Here is a 16,278-nt window from a genome sequence, read left to right as displayed (position 1 = left end):
AATGTGGCCGGCACCCGCAGGATCCAAGGCTTGCCGGTACCGGGACACCAGGTCCACCAGGGTCTTGCGGTCCGTGGCATTCCTGTCCTCAGGAGGGAAGAGCAGGGGGATGCCCCCCGTGTCCCTGCAAACCAGGCCCATCACCCCTCCCGTGCACGTGGAACCCTGTCCCCGTGCAAGGCCCGCACCGGGAAGGCAAAGGCCCGGTGGGCCTCCTTGGCCACCTCCAGGAAGAGCTCCGTCACCCCCACCGCATACAGGCTGTCCAGCATCCGCCCCATGCGGTCGTCGTTGAGGAGGTCCGGGGTGATGCCCTTCCCCAAGAGCCACTCCGTGGGCTTGCCCTCCCAGAAGTGGCCGAAGAGGTAAAGGGGGGAGGAAAGGAAGCCCAGGGCGTTGAGGACCGCGGCCTTCAAGGCTACCCCCGTGCTCACCTTCTCCCCCGGGCGGGGACCTACCCGCCTGTCCACCAGGGATACCAGTCCGATGCGGTCCAGGATGCCGGCCACCAAGTCCAGGTGGCCGAGGTCGTACACCTGCAGGTCGGGAGTCTCTGCCACCCCAAAATCCTACTAGGGGGTGGGAGGAGTGCGGAATGTGGGGTCTAAGAACCATCTCCATCTTCTAATCTCAGCAATCCCATTCGAATAGCCATCGCAAGTAGTATGAAGAAATACACCATATAAGCGCTAACCATTAGAAGCGATACCTTTTTCAAGGCATCCTCGGGTCTACTGAGGTTCCACAGCCATATTGGGCTGGTCACCACCAATAAGGAGAAGGTATCGTATACCAACTTCAACCATGCCCGAGAGGTAAGAAACACCAGTCGGCTCACCGGGCTAACCGCCAGCTGGGCCGCCATCCAGGGCCCCATGACACCCATCATATCGCCGGCAAGCTTCCATCCTGGGCCAAACAACCAGGGGGTCACTTTCGGAGCTAGAAACCACACAGCTGCCCCCAGAAAGAAGCCTAACACACCTAGCCTCAAGGAAACCCCTAGGAACAACCCCACTATCCGCTTGGGGTCCTCACGCAGCAAGGAAGCAGCACGCCCGTAGAACACATCTCCCACCGCACCCCCGATTAGGGTCACCGGAAGCCCCACTACCCTTTGCGCAAGGGCCAAGGCACCGCCCACTGCCGAACCATACAGCATCACAAATACGGGCACCAAGGCGAAGGAGGCAAGGGTATTCAAGATGCTTGAAGGAAGCTGAAATACGGGGTATCTCCAATAGCGAATCAGGGTGCGGATATCAACGCCAATTCTGCAGCACGAGCGGTCTCCCCAAAGCAGCCTGAGGCCCGCCAAGCGACTAAATGTTTCTCCCAGAAGCAGTCCCAACGTTCCCAAAGGAGCTAGAAGCAGTTGCAAGACCACTTTGGCCCATCCTTGCACAACCGTGAAGCGCCCAATCAAAGAGAATGCTTCCTTACGCATGGCGTAATAGCGAAACACCAAGGCAAAGCCGGTAAAAAGCAAGGTCAAAAAGACCAGAGCCGCGGTTGGGCTCGGGAATGCCGAGAAACCGAAAATATCCGCCCGCCTCATCCATTCAAAGACAAGCGCCCCCAGGAAGGAAGTTACGACAACCAAAAATAGGCTGCCGGAAGCAAGCTGACGAGCATCTTGATCCTCTTTGGCCGCAACGACCGCAACCTCGTAGCGCAGCGAGCCCAATGCTGAAACTACCGCAATATAGCTTACAAACAATCCCCAGACACCTAGATCGCTGGGCTCATAAAGACGGGTCAATATGGGCGAGGAAATAATCGCAACCCCTTGCGCCAGGGCTGTGCTCCCGGCTATCGCCAACACCCCTCGGATAAAAGAACCCTTGAGCAAAGGGCGTGCCAGAAAAAACTTCATTGCGCGACACCCAAGTGCTGAGCCACCCTCTCCTGCTCTTTGACTCCCACGAAAGGACCCATTGGCAGGGAAAGGACTTCGGTAGCAGCCCGCTCAGCCTCCGGGAAAACACCTTCAGAGTAGCCATAGACAGGAAGCCGGTGTAGAGGAACCGGGTAGTAGACCATGGTACCAATGCCTGCTTCCGCCAGGGCTTGCTTTACCCTATCCCTTTGACCCTCGAGGACGCGCACGGTGTACTGGTGGAACACGTGTCCCTCGGACACCTCGGGAAGGACAAGCCCAGGAGTCCCCGCAAGAAGCTGGTTGTAGCGCTCTGCCACCTTCCGCCTCTCGGCATTCCACCGGTCCACGTGGGGCAGTTTGACCCGCAGGATAGCCGCCTGAAGAGCATCTAAGCGGGAGTTGTAGCCTACCGTCTCGTTGTAGTACTTGCGCCTCGAGCCGTGGGCCCTAAGCATCCGGGCCAGCTCCGCCACCTCATCGTCGTTGGTGGCCAGAAGCCCCCCGTCACCATAGGCCCCCAGGTTCTTGCTGGGGAAGAAGGAAAACGCTCCGGCATGGCCCCAGGTACCCACCTTCTTGCCCCGATAGGTGGCCCCGAAGGCCTGGGCGCAGTCCTCTAACACTTTCAGCCCATGCTCCTCTGCTATGGCCAGTAGGGCATCCATTTCTGCCGGTCTGCCGTAGAGGTGGACGGGCAGAATGGCCTTGGTCCGGGGAGTGATGGCGGGGGGGATCAGCTCGGGATTGATGTTAAACGTCCTCGGGTCGATATCCACAAAAACAGGGGTAGCCCCCGCTAAACTGATGGCCTCTGCGGTGGCGAAAAAGGTGAAAGGAGTGGTGATGACCTCATCCCCCGGGCCTATCCCCAAGGCCCTCAGACCTATCACCAGGGCATCGGTGCCAGAGTTGAGCCCTATGGCGTGCTTCACGCCCAGGTACTCGGCCACCTCCCGCTCAAAGGCCTCCACCTCCGGGCCCAAGATGAACTGCCCTGAACGGAGCACCCGGGTGATGGCCGCCATAAGCTCGTCCCACAGGGCCTCCACCTCCGGGGTAAGGTCCAGGATGGGGATGCGCGCCCTCACGCCACCCTCCATACCCTTTCCCCCTCCTTGCGGTACCGCCGCCCGCACTCCCGGCAAACCGCCTCTACACCCTCCTCTTCTGAGGCAAACTTAAGAGGCACCCCGCACTCGCAGGCGTAGCCCACCACCCTGGCCGGTACCCCGGCCACCAAGGCATAGGGGGGAACGTCCTTGGTAACCACGGCCCCCGCCGCCACAAAGGCCCACTCCCCTATGGTGACGCCGCAAACGATGGTGGCGTTGGCCCCAATGGTGGCTCCCCGCTTCACCCACGTCTTCAAGTAATCCTCGCTGCGGTTGCGCGGGAAGGCGGCCCTCGGCGTGCGGACGTTGGTAAACACGGCGCTTGGGCCTACAAACACAAAGTCCTCCAAAACCACGCCTTCGTACAGGGAAACGTTGTTTTGGATTTTGCAACCCCGCCCTACCTTCACCCCTTTAGCCACAAACACGTTCTGGCCGAGGGTGCATTCCTCGCCGATTTCCGCGCCGGGCATGATGTGGCTGAAGTGCCAGATGCGGGTTCCCCGGCCCACGCTGGCCCCCTCGTCCACATAGGCGCTCTCGTGCACGAAGTACTCCATGCTCACCCCAAGAAAGGATGACGCGCCCTTGGGCTGGGCACGCTTACCTCAGCCGTGCGCACCTTTGCCGCCAGCTCAATACCCGGACGGGCCTCGTTTAGGCCAAAGCCCTCACCGGACAGCGTCTTGCGGTAAACCTCGGTGTGCAGGTCCGTGAAGCCCTCGGAAAACTCCACCTCCTCCCCCTCGATGCGGATGGAGCGGTACGTGCGCTTTCCCTGGGCCTTTGCCTCCTGGGGGAGCGCCGAGGGATCGATGGAGAGGAACCAGCGCACCCGCGCCCTCTCCAACTCCAGGTAGCCCGCCACCGTGGTGGGGGTGCGGAGGTGGACCTCGAGGGCTTCCATCCCCCCAAAGTACCAGCTAAGGAGATCAAAGAAGTGGATACCGATGTTGGTGGCCACGCCCCCGCTCTTCTTCTCGTCCGCCTTCCAGCTCTCCTGGTACCACGGCCCCCGGCTGGTGATGTAGGTAAGCTCTACCTCTTTCTTCCCGCCTTCGCCCAGGAGGCGCTCCCTAAGGGCCAACAAGGAGGGATGCACCCTCAGCTGGAGCACGGTGAAGACCCTCTTCCCCGTGCGCCTTTCCATCTCCGCCAAGCGATCCAGGGAAGCAGGATCGATCACCAAAGGCTTCTCGCACAGGACATGGGCCCCGTGGCGCAACCCCATCCGGATGTGGGCCTCGTGGAGGTAGTTGGGGCTCACCACGGAAACCCAATCCACAGGGTCATCCTCTAGAAAGGCCTCAAACACTTCTGGATGGGTGAAGAACCGGGCTTCGGGGAAAAAGCTATCCAGCACGCCTACGGCATCAAAGGGGTCCAGGGCGGCCACCAGCTGTCCCCCCACCTCCTTCATGGCCTTCAGGTGGCGGGGCGCGATATAGCCAGCGGCACCGATGAGGGCGAATCGCATCATAGCAGGGTCACCTTGGGATGCTTAAGGCCACGGGTAGCCCCCCGGGTGTCCAACACCCGCGGAGCGTGCTCCAGTATCCAAGGGTAGTCGAAAACCGAATGATCGGTGGTGATGAGCACGAGGTCTTGGCTTTGCAAAAGCTCCGGGGTCAGGGGAACACTTTCCATGCTCACCCCCCCTTCCGCAAACCGGGGCACCCAGGGATCGTGGTATTGGACCTCCATCCCCAAGCCCTTCAGCCCCTCGATCACCTTGATGGCCGGGCTTTCCCTGTAGTCGCCGATGTCTTTCTTGTACGCCACCCCCAGAAGCAGGACCTTAGCCCCCTTCACGGGAATTCCCGCCTCGGCCAGAAGCCGGAGGGCTTTCTCCACCACAAACTCTGGCATTTTCCGGTTGATTTCCCCTGCCAAGGCGATGAAATGCGTGTTGAAGTTATACTCCTTGGCCTTCCACTCCAGGTAGTGGGGATCTATGGGGATGCAGTGCCCACCCACGCCAGGACCGGGGTAAAAGGGCATGATGCCGAAGGGTTTCGTGAAGGCAGCGTCCAAAACTTCCCAAACGTTGAGCCCCATCCGATCGCAAAGAAGGGCCAGCTCGTTCACCAAAGCGATGTTCACCGCCCGGAAGGTGTTCTCAAAGACCTTGACCAGCTCCGCTGCCTTGGCGCTGGAGACCGTGACCACCTTCTCAATGGTCTGGGCGTAGAAAAAAGCGCCCACGTCCAAAGAACGCGGGCCCACGCCCCCCACCACCTTGGTGGTGTTCTTGGTGGTGTACCGCTTGTTCCCTGGGTCCACCCGCTCGGGGGAGTGCACCAGGAAAAAGTCCTCCTCCACCTCGAGGCCGGAGGACTGGAGGATGGGGAGCATCACCTCTTCCGTGGTGCCCGGATAAGTGGTGGACTCCAGGCTGATGAGCTGGCCTGGACGCAGCCGCTCGCCTATGGCCTCCGTCACGCGGACCACGTAGCGGAGATCCGGGGTGAGGTTTCGGGTAAGCGGGGTGGGCACCGCGATCACAATGACATCCATCTCCGGCACCCGGCGGAAGTCCGTATCCGCCTGGATCAAACCCGCTCCCACCAGGTCCCGGAGCTCTTCATCCCGGACGTCCGGTATGTAGTTCTCGCCGCGGTTCACCTTTTCCGCCCGGGCAGGGTTCTGGTCCACCCCAATAACGCGAAACCCCACCTTTGCCTTCTCCACCGCAAAGGGAAGCCCCACGTACCCTAGGCCCACCACCCCCACCACCGCCTGCCGGGTGCGAATCTTCTCCTTAAGGTTGTCTAGATTTGTCTGTGCCTTTATCCCGCTCTCCATCCAGGGCATGATACACCTCCCTCTAAGGGCAGGGTATTAAACTCTACCCGTGAAGGTGAAGTGGCTTTGGGCAACCGCCTTAGGCGTGAGCCTCGCCCTCGCAGGCCCCTGCGGGCAACGGCCCTACACCCTGGAGACGGAAGAGGGGCTTTTGGGCGGGGAGGAGATGAGCTACGACGGGGAGATCCTGGTGTTTGAGGGCCGGGCCTGCCTGGAACGGGAGGGGCTTTACCTGGAAGCCCCCGCCATCCGCTACCTGGAGGCAGAAGGGAGCTTCCAGGCGGAGGGCCTGAAGGGGGTGGCCGAGGGGTGGCAGGTGGAGGCCGAGGCCCTCTCGGGCAAGGCCCTGGAGGGGGTGCGCCTGAACCGGGGCCGGCTTAGGGCCCAGGTGGCGAGGCTCCGCCTGGAAACCCCCCTCCAGGGGGAGGGCGTCCTCCTGGAAAGCCCCGCCTACCGGGTGCGGGCGGCAGAAGCCACCTTCACCCGGGAGGAGGCCAGGCTTAAGGGCTTCCTGGCCACCCCTTGCCCCTGCGGGGAGGACGTGCGCCTGCGCATGGAGGAGGCCACCTTCCTGGTGGCCACGGGGGAGCTTAGGGGGGAGGCCGCCTTGGGGCTTTGGGGCCTGGAAATCCCCTTGGGGGAGGCCACCGCCAACGCCAACCGCAGGCCCGACCTGAGAAGCCCCTTGGTCCTGGCAAGCTCGGACACGGGGGGCTGGACCGTGGGCCTCCAGGACTTCCCCCTGCCCCAGCCGGGGGAGGAGATCGGCCGCTGGGAGAGGCGCTTCACCCTCCTGGCCACGGGGCTCGGCACCCCGCAAGAGGCCCTGCGCCTGGGCCTCAGGGAAGGAGGGCGGGGGGCTGAGGTGCGGTTCGGGTACGCCCCCGGGGTAAGGGCCTACTGGGACGACCTCCTCTTCGCCGCAAGCCCCAACCCCCCGGACCGGGACACCCCTAGGCTGGAGGCCCGCTACGCCCCCACCTTCCGCCTGGAGGGCCTCACCCTCAGGCCCTTCCTGCGCTACGCGGAAACGGGCAGGAGCCAGGGGCTCACCCTGGGCCTGGAAGGGGGCTACCGCCACACCTTCCAGGAGGGCCCCTTGGCCCTCACCCTGAGGCCCGAGGCCCTCCTGGCCCTCTACCCCTTCGCCGGGTACGACCCCTACCTGGCGGTGGGCGGCGGCGTGGAGCTGGCCTACCGGGAAGGGGACCTCGCCCTGCGGGCGGCCTACGCGGGCAGGCTGGAGCCCCTGACCCCCACGCCCCCCTTCACCTACGAGAACCGGGACGAGTTCCAGCGCCTGCGGCTGGAGGGGGCCTTGGGTCCCTGGAGCCTGGGCTACACCTTGGAAAACCCCTTGGGGAACCGCCTGGACCGCCTGGAGGGGGGCTACCGGGACGAGGCCCTGGGGAACTTCCGCCTGGCCTACGTGCGGGGGAGCCTCGAGGAGGTGCGCCTCGCCTACGCCATGCCCCTCCCGGACCGGGCCTGCTGCCAGGCCCTGTGGCTTGCCCCCGAGGTGGGCCTAAACGGGGAGGGCCTCACCCGCCTGGGCCTTACCTTCCGCCTCTACGACGGCTGCTTCGCCTATGAGCTCCGCTGGCAGAACGTCCTCCGGGGACAGTACGACGAGGCCACGGGGCAGAGCCTGACCTTCGGCCTGTCCTTACGCTAAACTGGGGGTTAAGGATGGAAGGCCGGCTCCTGGAGCGCCTGGAAAAGCTCGAGGGAATCGTGGAGACCACGGTCCAGGTCCTCCCGCCCCTGGTCCAGGACCTCTCCCGGCGCATCGACACCCTACGGGAAGAGGTAAAGGCCGAGCTAAGGGAAACCCGCGCCCACCTGGAAAACCGGATCGGCTTCCTGGAAGAGCGCCTGGCCCGCGCAGAAAACAAGCTAGACTTAATCCAGCAAGCGCACGCTTACTTGGAGAACCAGCTCCAACAGGCTAGGGACGAGCTGGGGGCTCGCCTTGAGAGGATCAAGGGAGAGCTGGAAACCCATATCGGGCAAGCCCGCGCCGAGCTGGAAACCCGCATCGCCAAAACCGAGGAGAGGCTGGAGGCCCAAATCACCCAGGTCCGCACCGACCTGGAAACCCGCATCGCCAAAACCGAGGAGAGGCTGGAGGCCCAAATCACCCAGGTCCGCACCGACCTGGAAACCCGCATCGCCAAAACCGAGGAGAAGCTGGAGGACCAGATCGGGCAAACCCGCGCCGAGCTGGAAGCCCGCATCGCCAAAACCGAAGAGAGGCTGGAGGCCCAAATCACCCAGGTCCGCACCGACCTGGAAACCCGCATCGCCAAAACCGAGGAGAACTTACAAGCCCAGATCGCACAGGTGGCGGCAAAGGCGGAAGCCATCCGGATGGAAGTCCGAACGGAGATCAACACCGCCTTCAACAAGGCCATCCTGGTCTTCACCGCCATCGGGGTGGTTTTAGCCCTGCTGACCCTTTTCCGCTAAGGCTCCACCCGCAAGGCCCGCAGGAAGAGGTTCCGGTCCTCGGGGGGCTGGTAAAAGTCGTTGGTGAAGGCCAAAGCCAGGGTTCCCTTCCCCGTGGCCCTCACCCAGACCTCCTCTACCCCCCGCACCTCCCCCTGCCAGAGCACCCGGCCTCCTTCCACCACCAGGGCGTGGGGCCCCTTCCCTTGGGCCAGGGTGCCCTCGAGGAGAAACCCCACCTGCGCCTCGCGGCAAAGGGGAATCTCCAACACCCCGTTGGACCAAAGCTCCCCCCTTTCTGGCAGAGGACCCGGCACGCAAGCTTCACCCTCCATAGACCTCACGGAAAAGGCTTGGGAAAGACTCCAGAGGGCAAGGCCCACCCCCAAGGCGAAGAGGGCCCCGCCGCCCACCAGGGCTAAGGGCTTCACCGCACCACCTCCTTTTCCCAAAGGTAAAGAGGCCGCTGGGCCAGGCGGTGCTGGCTGAAGAGGAGGACCCGAAGCCGGTACTCCCCCGGGGGAAGGTCCTGGGGGAAGGGGAAGGCCACCCGCCGATCCCCCGGCCACTCCCACCCCAGGCGCTGACAAGCTTTCTCCCCGCAGAGCCACACCTGCACCCGGTACCCCTCGGCCCCCGAAAAGCGCAGGAAGCCCATCCCCTCCCCGGGCGGGATGGCGGCGTAGAGGAGGGCAGGAGGGGGCAGGGGGGGCCGGGTGGCCAGGTAGAGGAAGGGCAGGGCCCAAAGGAGGGCCACCGCCCCAGCGAAGCCCAAGGCGGCGGGAAGGCGCCCCCCCCGGGCCAGGGCCATCCCCCCCACCAAGAAGAAGATCTCCCCCCGGAAAGGGCTGGGGACGCTGAAGGGGTTGTCGGTCATCCCCATGGCGGCAAAGGCCAGGAGGAGGGAGAAGAGGAGCCCCTCCCCCCAGGCCCCCGCCAAAAACCCCCCCACCAGGAGGAGGAGGCCCACCGCCCCCAGGATCCCGCTTTCCCCCAGGGCCTGGAGGAGGTGGTTGTGGGCGAAGGTCCAAAGACCCCCAAGGGGCCTGAGCCCGTCCGGGCAGGCGAGGCCTTTGGCCTCGAGGAGGGGAAAGAGAAAGCAGTCCCCCAAAAGCGTCCCCTTCAGGTAATCCCCCAGCACATAAGGCCCCACCCCCGTCCAAGGGTGAGCCTGGAAGACCTCGTAGGCCCGAAGCCAAAGCCCCTCCCGTCCCGAGAGGTGGGCCTGGAAGAAGCGCTGGGAGATGGGGGTATCCAGGGAAAGGGCGGCGAAGAGGAGGAACCCCGCCATCCCCAAAGCCCAAAGCCCCCGCCCCCGGAAAAGAAGCCCCCCCGCACTCCCTAAAAGGAGGGCCAGCATCCCCCCGCGGCTGGCGGTGAGGAGGAGGACCACCCCCCCCAAGAGGCCCAGGAGGAGGCGGAAGGGCCAGGGGTAGCGGACGTAAACCGCAAGGAGCACCCCCAAGGCCCCCAAGAATCCCAGGCCCACGGGGCTGTGGAAGGGGTGCATCAGCCTTATCTCGGCCACCTTGTCCCCAAAAACCAGGTAGGAGGCCAAAAGGGCGCTCCCGTAGAGGAGGAAAAGCCCGTAGCCCAAAGGCATGAGAGCCCGGGCGGGCTCCGGGGCCTGGCGAAAGAGGGCCACCCCCGCCCCCACCAGCCCCAGGACATAAAGGACCCGGCCCAGGGCCAGGGGGAAGGCCAGGGGCTCGGGGGCCAACAGGGCAGGAAGGAGGAGGGAAAAGGCATAAAAGGCCAAAAGGCCCAGCGCCCAAGGGGCAAGCCGCCGCAAGTAGCCCAGGAACAAGGGGGCCAGGAGGGCCAGGGGAGGAACGAGAGGGGCTAAAGCCAGGGCCAAGGGCAGGAAGCGCACGGGGGACAATATACGCCAAGGGAGCCCTAAGGCGCTCCTCAGAACCCTAGGGTAAAGTGCTTGGCATGAACCGGCTTGGCCGCCTCTTGCCCGTGGCCCCCCTGATCCTGGCCCTGGCCCTGGGGGCCCGCTTCGCCGCCTTCAGCGTGGAGCCCTTTGGCCCCCAGCGGGTCAACCTGGACACCGGCATCACCACCCTGCCCCAAGGGGGCATCCTCACCGACAACGAAAACGGCCTGCGCCTTAAGGGGAGCTACATCGAGTACAAGGAGGGTAGCTTCGTGCGGGCCCGGGGGGTGGAGCTCCTCTCCCAGCGGGAAACCTTCCTGGCCCAGACCCTGGACCACGACATCCCCAAGCAGGAGGCCCGCTTCACCGGCCTCACCTTCAGCAACCCCGACTTCAAGGGCCTGAAGGCGGAAAGGGCCCTGGCCCTCTTCGCCGAGGAGATCGTGGTCCTGAAGGGCAGGGTGCAGGCGGATAGCCCCAGGCTTCAGGCGGAAACCCTGGTGGTGAACCTGAAGGACCGGGAGGCCCTGGCCTTGGGAAGCTTCACTTACCAGGAAGGAAAGGCCACCCTCAGGGGCCAGGGGCCAAGCGCCCGCCTTTACCTGCGCTTCCAAGGCGGTAAGGTCCAGGCCAGCACCAAGGTGCCTCCCAGCACCACCCCCTTGGCCCAGTACGCCAGCCGCCTCCCATGACCCTCTACCGCCACATCCTCAAGGAAAGCCTCCCCGTCCTCCTCCTGGCCCTCCTCTTCCTCACTGCCGTCTATCTCTTCGGCTTCTTCTACGCGGGGGCCCGCTGGCTGGAAGGGGTACCCCTCCCCAAGGTGGCCCGCTGGCTCTCCTACCACGTGCCGGGGGTTCTGGTCCAGGTCTTCCCCATCGCCTTGGTCACCACCACGGTTTTGGTCTTCGGAAGGCTTTCCGCGGAAGGGGCCCAGTTTGCCCTCCTCTCCGGGGGAATACCCCTCTGGCGGGCGGCGCTACCCCTCCTTTGGGTGGGGCTCCTCCTAAGCGGCCTAGCCCTTTACCTCCAGGAAAAGCTCGTCCCCCACTACAACGAAAGGGTGCGCACCGCCTGGTGGGACGAGATCCACACCCAAGGGGCGGGCCTTTTCCGCCTGAAGGGCCTGCAGATCCCCATCGGCCAGGGCCGAAGCCTCTACTTTGAGGACTTCGACATGGAGCGCAAGGAGATGGTGGGGGTGCGCATCGCCTCCTTCCGGGGGGAGGAGGGTACCTTTCTCTTCGCTGAAAGGGGGAGCTGGGAGGACAAGGTGATCACCCTGAAGGGCTACCGCCTCTACCGGGTGGACTTCCAGGAGGTGCCGGGGCTGGAAACCGCCCAGGACCTTTTGGCCCAGACCCGGAAGGTGTTCCGGGTGGTAAGCCAGGGAAAGGTGCTGGAGGTGGAGTCGGACCTCTCCCGGGCCCGGGCCATCGCCGACTACGCCGACACCTTCAGCTTCGGCCAGGACAGCCTTTCCCAGGCTTGGGCCAAGATCCGCGACCCCTTCCTGGCCCCCCTGGAGAAGTGGCGGGCCCGGCTGGAGTTCCACTCCAAGCTGGCCCTGCCCCTGGCCAACCTGGTCCTGGTCCTCCTGGCGGCGGCCATGGCCCTCAGGTACGGCCGGAGCACGGGGCTGGCCCTGGGCCTCAGCGTGGTCCTGGCCCTGGCCTACTACGGGGCCTTCTTCCTGGGCCGCTCCCTGGCGGGGATTGGGGCTTTGCCCCCGGAGGTGGGGGCCTGGGGGGCGAACCTCCTTTTCCTCCTCCTAGGAGTGAGGGCCCTCCGATAAAAGCCTGACCCCCTGGGTTTCCCCAGGGGGCTTCTGGTGGAGCCGAGGGGATTCGAACCCCTGACCTCCTCAATGCCATTGAGGCGCGCTCCCAACTGCGCCACGGCCCCAGGCAACGCCTATGGTACCGAGGGGGAAGGCTTTTGTCAACGGGGCCAGAGGCCGATCAAAAGGGCCAGGGCCACGAAGATGACCCCCAGGAGGATGGTCAGGCGGTAGAGGCCGCCCGTGATGCCGCGGGCGGAAAAGAGGTCCGCGGAAGCCCCCATGAGGTCTCCCGCCCCCTGCTTGGGCTCCTGCACCAGCACCAGGTAGACCAAAAGCCCCGCCACGCCGAGGTAAAGAAGGATGACCAAGGTGTACAGGAAGTCCATACCCCTACCACTTTAGCGCGGGGAAGGTGGGGTGTCCACCCCGTGCGGTGAGGCAAGATGGGGCCATGGAACTGGCCGACATCTACGCCGCCCTCCGGCGCATCCGCCCCTACATCCACCGCACCCCTCTCCTCACCTCGAGGCTCCTGGACAACCTCTTGGGCAAACGCCTTTTCCTCAAGGCCGAGCACCTGCAAAAGACCGGGAGCTTCAAGGCCCGGGGGGCGCTGGCCAAGGCCCTCACCCTGGAAAGGCCCAAGGGGCTTTTAGCGGTCAGTAGCGGCAACCACGCCCAAGGGGTGGCCTACGCCGCCCAGGTCCTGGGGGTGAAGGCCCTCATCGTCATGCCCGAGGACGCGAGCCCCTTCAAGAAGCAGGCCGCCCGGGCCTACGGGGCCGAGGTGGTGGACCGGGGGGTACGGGTGGAAAACCGGGAGGAGGTGGCCAAGGCCCTCCAGGAGGAAACCGGCTACGCCTTCCTCCACCCCTTCGACGACCCCCTGGTGGTGGCCGGGCAGGGGACGGCGGGGCTGGAGCTCATGGCCCAGGCCGCGGGGCTTGGGGTCTTCCCCGAGGCGGTCTTGGTCCCCGTGGGCGGGGGCGGGCTCATCGCCGGGGTGGCCACCGCGGTGAAGGCCTTCTCCCCCACCACCCTGGTCCTGGGGGTGGAGCCCGAAGGGGCGGACGACGCCAGAAGAAGCCTGGAACGGGGGGAGATCGTGCGCCTGCCCGAGGCTCCCAGGACCCGGGCGGACGGGGTGCGGACCCTGGCCTTGGGACGGCACACCTTTCCCATCCTGCAGGAAAAGGTGGACGCCATCCTCACCGTGAGCGAGGAGGCCATCCTGGAGGCCGAGCGCCTCCTCTTCACCCGCACCAAGCAGGTGGTGGAGCCCACCGGGGCCCTGCCCCTGGCGGCGGTGCTGGAGCACGGGGATAGGCTTCCCGGGACGCTGGCCCTTCTCCTTTCGGGGGGTAACCGCGGGTTTTGCCCCTCGCCGGGCGATTTTTAATCTTGAAAATCAGGCATCGTGATGCTAGATTTTCAAGCGTGATTACCCGTCGCCTCCAACCTCTCCTGGAGGAGCGTTTACGCCAAGTGCCGGTAGTGGTGCTCACCGGGGCCAGGCAAGTGGGCAAAACCACCCTGGCCCTAGAGGTAGGGAAAAAGCTTGACGCTCACTACCTGGATCTGGAATCGGATAGGGATAGAGCCAAGCTTTCGGCGGCTGAGCTTTACCTGGAAGGCTATCTGGACCGCCTGGTCATCCTGGACGAGGCGCATCGGATGCCCGAGCTCTTCCCTCTGCTCCGAAGCTTGGTGGACCGGGCAAGGCGGGCGGGAAGGAAATCGGGCCTTTACCTTCTTTTGGGGTCCGTATCCCCCGAGGTATCCCGGCAGGCAGGGGAAAGTTTGGCGGGACGCGCCAGTTACCTGGAGCTTACCCCCCTAGACCCCCTGGAGGTGACAGAAGGGCTGGAGCGCCTTTGGCTCCGAGGAGGATTCCCCGAAAGCTTCCTGGCTCCCAACGACGGAGAAAGCCTTCGCTGGCGCCAAGACTTTCTCCGCACCTATTTGGAAAGGGAAATCCCCGCCTTAGGGGGAAGGCTGCCCGCGGAAACTCTGCGCCGTCTTCTCACCATGCTGGCCCATCTCCAGGGGGAAACCCTCAACCTATCCCGCCTGGCGGGGAGCCTTGGGCTGGACGGCAGAACCGTAAGCCGCTATTTGGACTATCTGGTAGACCTTTACCTCCTAAGGCGGCTTCTCCCTTACGGGGCCAACGTGGGCAAGCGCCTGGTGAAAAGCCCCAAGCTCTACCTGCGGGATAGCGGCCTAGTCCACGCCCTCCTCGGTATCGGCAACTGGGAAACCCTTCTAGGGCATCCCGTGGTAGGCGCCAGCTGGGAGGGGTTTGTGGTGGAAAACCTGCTCCGGGTGGCCCCCGAGGGCGCGCTAGGGTTCTTCTACCGCACCCATGCGGGAGCGGAGATCGACCTTTTGTTGGTCTTTCCCTCAGGGAACCTTTGGGCTGTGGAGGTAAAACGCAGCCTGGAACCCAAACCCTCCCGGGGCTTCCATCAAGCCCTGGCGGATCTTAAGCCCCAAGCGGCTTTCGTGGTCTATCCGGGGGAGGAAACCTACCCCGTTACCCCTGAGGTCCAGGCCATCCCCCTGCCCCAGCTGATGCAAAGGCTTTGGCACCTGGGCCCCCAGGACGGGACTTCTTTCCCTGGGAAGGAGGGGTAAGCTTACCCCGTGATCGTCAAGGAAGCGCTTCTACCCATCGAGGAAGTGGCGGCCAAGCTGGGATTGGGCAAGGACCGGCTCTACCCCTACGGCCCCCACATGGCCAAGGTGCTGGGGGAGCCCCCTAAGGCCAAAGGGAAGCTGATCCTGGTTACCGCCATCACCCCCACCCCGGCGGGGGAGGGCAAAACCACCACCGCCATCGGGCTAGTGGACGCCCTCTGGCGGCTGGGGAAGAAGGCGGCCTTGGCCCTAAGGGAACCCTCCTTGGGCCCGGTCTTCGGGGTGAAGGGCGGGGCCACGGGGGGCGGCAGGGCGCGGGTGGAGCCCCGGCACGAGATCAACCTGCACTTCACCGGGGACTTCCACGCGGTGACCAGCGCGGTGAACCTCCTGAACGCCCTTTTGGACAACCACCTCCACCAGGGGAACGCCTTGGGGATCGACCCCCGGCGCATCGAGCTCAAGCGGGCCATCGACATGAACGACCGGGCCCTAAGGCACATCGTCCTGGGCCTGGGGGGGAAGGCCCACGGGGTGCCGCGGGAGGGGGGTTTTGAGCTCACCGTGGCCAGCGAGGTCATGGCCCTCATGAGCCTGGCCCGGGACTTCAAGGACCTGAAGCGCCGCCTAGGCAAGATCCGCGTGGGCTTCACCTACGAGGGCAAGCCCATCTACGCCGAGGACCTGGGGGCGGTGGGTGCCATGGCCGCCCTCCTCAGGCAGGCCTTCCTCCCCAACCTGGTCCAGACCGCCGAGGGCAACCCCGCCTTCGTCCACATGGGGCCCTTTGGCAACATCGCCCACGGCACCAACTCCCTGAGGGCAAGCCTCTTCGCCTTAGGCCTCGCGGACTACGTGGTGCAGGAGGCGGGGTTCGCCACGGATCTCGGCCTGGAGAAGTTCATGAACGTGGTGGCCCGCACAGGGGGCCTGGTGCCGGAGGCGGTGGTGCTGGTGGCCACGGTGCGGGCCCTCCGCTACCACGGGGGGCAGGACGCCTACGAGATGCCGGACCTCGAGGCCCTGAAGCGGGGCCTGGCCAACCTGGAAAAGCACGTGGAGAACGTGGAGCTTTTCGGCTTCAAGCCGGTGATCGCCCTCAACCGCTTCCCCACGGACGCCCCCGAGGAGATGGCTTTGGTGCGGGCCTTCGCCGAGGAGCGGGGCCTCCCCTTTGCCGTGAGCGAGGTCTACGCCAGGGGCGGGGAAGGGGGCCTGGAATTGGCGGAACAGGTGCTCCACGCCCTGGAGCTTCCCCACGCCTACCGCCCCCTTTACCCCCTGGAGATGCCCCTCGAGGCCAAGGTGGAAACCATCGCCACCCGCATCTACGGGGCGGAGGGGGTGGAGTGGAGCGAGGAGGCCAAGAAGGCCCTCAAGGCCGCCCAAAAGGAAGGGTGCGGGGCCCTGCCGGTGGTCATGGCCAAGGCGGCCACCTCCCTCTCCGACAACCCCAAGCTCCGGGGAAGGCCCCAGGGCTTTAGGGTCCGGGTCACGGACCTCAAGTGCCGCCTCGGGGCGGGGTTCGTGGTGGTCTACATGGGCGGGATCGAAACCCTGCCCGGCCTCCCCAAGGTGCCCCAGGCCCTCTCCATCGACGTGGACGAGGAGGGGAACATCCGGGGGATGGACTACTGAGGCCACCCCACCTTGGCTTGCGCCAAGGTGGGGGCCCCGGCCAACCCAGGGCTTCAGGGCCGCCGCCGTGGCTTGCGCCGCGGAGGGC

The 16,278-nt window shown here is 65.0% G+C and carries 15 protein-coding genes, 1 tRNA gene and 1 pseudogene; 7 read left to right on the top strand and 10 right to left on the bottom strand.

Annotated features, from left to right (window positions below; translation table 11 throughout):
• From L1087_RS10115 to L1087_RS10090, 6 genes and pseudogenes are all read right to left on the bottom strand, one after another.
• Positions 1-560 (bottom strand): annotated as a pseudogene (locus L1087_RS10115) (DUF4277 domain-containing protein); the annotation flags it as partial.
• A gap of 44 nt (positions 561-604) precedes the next feature.
• A complete protein-coding gene (locus L1087_RS10110; protein ID WP_234558773.1) occupies positions 605-1,876 on the bottom strand; it encodes a lipopolysaccharide biosynthesis protein in 1,272 nt (423 codons plus the stop codon).
• Complete coding sequence (locus tag L1087_RS10105; RefSeq protein ID WP_438948067.1) at positions 1,873-2,970, bottom strand: aminotransferase class I/II-fold pyridoxal phosphate-dependent enzyme; 1,098 nt, start codon at positions 2,968-2,970, stop codon at positions 1,873-1,875. The genes L1087_RS10110 and L1087_RS10105 overlap by 4 nt, the downstream gene beginning before the upstream one ends.
• The gene (locus tag L1087_RS10100) at positions 2,967-3,554 is read right to left on the bottom strand and encodes an acyltransferase (protein WP_234554983.1); all 588 of its coding nucleotides are present in this window, start codon (positions 3,552-3,554) and stop codon (positions 2,967-2,969) included. The genes L1087_RS10105 and L1087_RS10100 overlap by 4 nt, the downstream gene beginning before the upstream one ends.
• 2 nt (positions 3,555-3,556) lie before the next feature.
• A complete protein-coding gene (locus L1087_RS10095) occupies positions 3,557-4,474 on the bottom strand; it encodes a Gfo/Idh/MocA family protein (protein ID WP_234558771.1) in 918 nt (305 codons plus the stop codon).
• On the bottom strand, positions 4,471-5,808 hold the full coding sequence (locus L1087_RS10090) for a nucleotide sugar dehydrogenase (protein WP_234558769.1): 1,338 nt from the start codon (positions 5,806-5,808) through the stop codon (positions 4,471-4,473). The genes L1087_RS10095 and L1087_RS10090 overlap by 4 nt, the downstream gene beginning before the upstream one ends.
• A 40-nt stretch (positions 5,809-5,848) precedes the next feature.
• Here L1087_RS10090 and L1087_RS10085 point away from each other — a divergent pair, with 40 nt between their 5' ends.
• Positions 5,849-7,474: a hypothetical protein gene (locus L1087_RS10085; RefSeq protein WP_234558766.1), complete on the top strand. Its 1,626-nt coding sequence runs from the start codon at positions 5,849-5,851 to the stop codon at positions 7,472-7,474.
• A gap of 14 nt (positions 7,475-7,488) precedes the next feature.
• Positions 7,489-8,268, top strand: coding sequence for an apolipoprotein A1/A4/E family protein (locus tag L1087_RS10080; RefSeq protein ID WP_234558765.1), 780 nt, complete (start codon positions 7,489-7,491; stop codon positions 8,266-8,268).
• On the opposite strand, the gene L1087_RS10075 is transcribed toward L1087_RS10080, so the two are convergent.
• On the bottom strand, positions 8,265-8,678 hold the full coding sequence (locus L1087_RS10075; RefSeq protein ID WP_234558764.1) for a hypothetical protein: 414 nt from the start codon (positions 8,676-8,678) through the stop codon (positions 8,265-8,267). The genes L1087_RS10080 and L1087_RS10075 overlap by 4 nt on opposite strands.
• Positions 8,675-10,120 (bottom strand): O-antigen ligase family protein, encoded by a 1,446-nt coding sequence (locus L1087_RS10070; RefSeq protein WP_234558763.1) that lies wholly within the window; start codon positions 10,118-10,120, stop codon positions 8,675-8,677. The genes L1087_RS10075 and L1087_RS10070 overlap by 4 nt, the downstream gene beginning before the upstream one ends.
• 65 nt (positions 10,121-10,185) lie before the next feature.
• Between L1087_RS10070 and L1087_RS10065 the strand changes: the two genes are divergently transcribed.
• Positions 10,186-10,821, top strand: a complete 636-nt coding sequence (locus L1087_RS10065) for a hypothetical protein (protein WP_234558762.1) — start codon at positions 10,186-10,188, stop codon at positions 10,819-10,821.
• The gene (locus tag L1087_RS10060; protein WP_234558761.1) at positions 10,818-11,924 is read left to right on the top strand and encodes an LptF/LptG family permease; all 1,107 of its coding nucleotides are present in this window, start codon (positions 10,818-10,820) and stop codon (positions 11,922-11,924) included. Before L1087_RS10065 ends, L1087_RS10060 begins: the two co-directional genes overlap by 4 nt.
• A gap of 34 nt (positions 11,925-11,958) precedes the next feature.
• Here the strand turns inward: L1087_RS10060 and L1087_RS10055 are convergent.
• Together L1087_RS10055 and secG are read right to left on the bottom strand one after the other, a co-directional pair.
• Positions 11,959-12,034 (bottom strand) — tRNA-Ala (locus tag L1087_RS10055).
• A gap of 36 nt (positions 12,035-12,070) precedes the next feature.
• The gene (gene secG, locus L1087_RS10050; RefSeq protein ID WP_038040470.1) at positions 12,071-12,298 is read right to left on the bottom strand and encodes a preprotein translocase subunit SecG; all 228 of its coding nucleotides are present in this window, start codon (positions 12,296-12,298) and stop codon (positions 12,071-12,073) included.
• 65 nt (positions 12,299-12,363) lie between these two features.
• Here secG and L1087_RS10045 point away from each other — a divergent pair, with 65 nt between their 5' ends.
• From L1087_RS10045 to L1087_RS10035, 3 genes are all read left to right on the top strand, one after another.
• Positions 12,364-13,311, top strand: coding sequence for a threonine/serine dehydratase (locus L1087_RS10045; RefSeq protein ID WP_234558760.1), 948 nt, complete (start codon positions 12,364-12,366; stop codon positions 13,309-13,311).
• A gap of 86 nt (positions 13,312-13,397) precedes the next feature.
• Complete coding sequence (locus tag L1087_RS10040) at positions 13,398-14,549, top strand: ATP-binding protein (RefSeq protein ID WP_234558759.1); 1,152 nt, start codon at positions 13,398-13,400, stop codon at positions 14,547-14,549.
• 9 nt (positions 14,550-14,558) lie between these two features.
• Positions 14,559-16,190 carry a formate--tetrahydrofolate ligase gene (locus tag L1087_RS10035; RefSeq protein WP_234558758.1) on the top strand — a complete coding sequence of 544 codons (1,632 nt, stop codon included), beginning with the start codon at positions 14,559-14,561 and terminating at the stop codon, positions 16,188-16,190.
• Positions 16,191-16,278 lie beyond the last annotated feature (88 nt).

Origin of the sequence: Thermus tengchongensis (genome assembly GCF_021462405.1) — a bacterium.
GTDB classification, from domain to species: Bacteria; Deinococcota; Deinococci; order Deinococcales; family Thermaceae; genus Thermus; species Thermus tengchongensis.
Note: the sequence above shows the minus strand (reverse complement) of the source record. Positions and strands in the feature narration are given on the sequence as shown.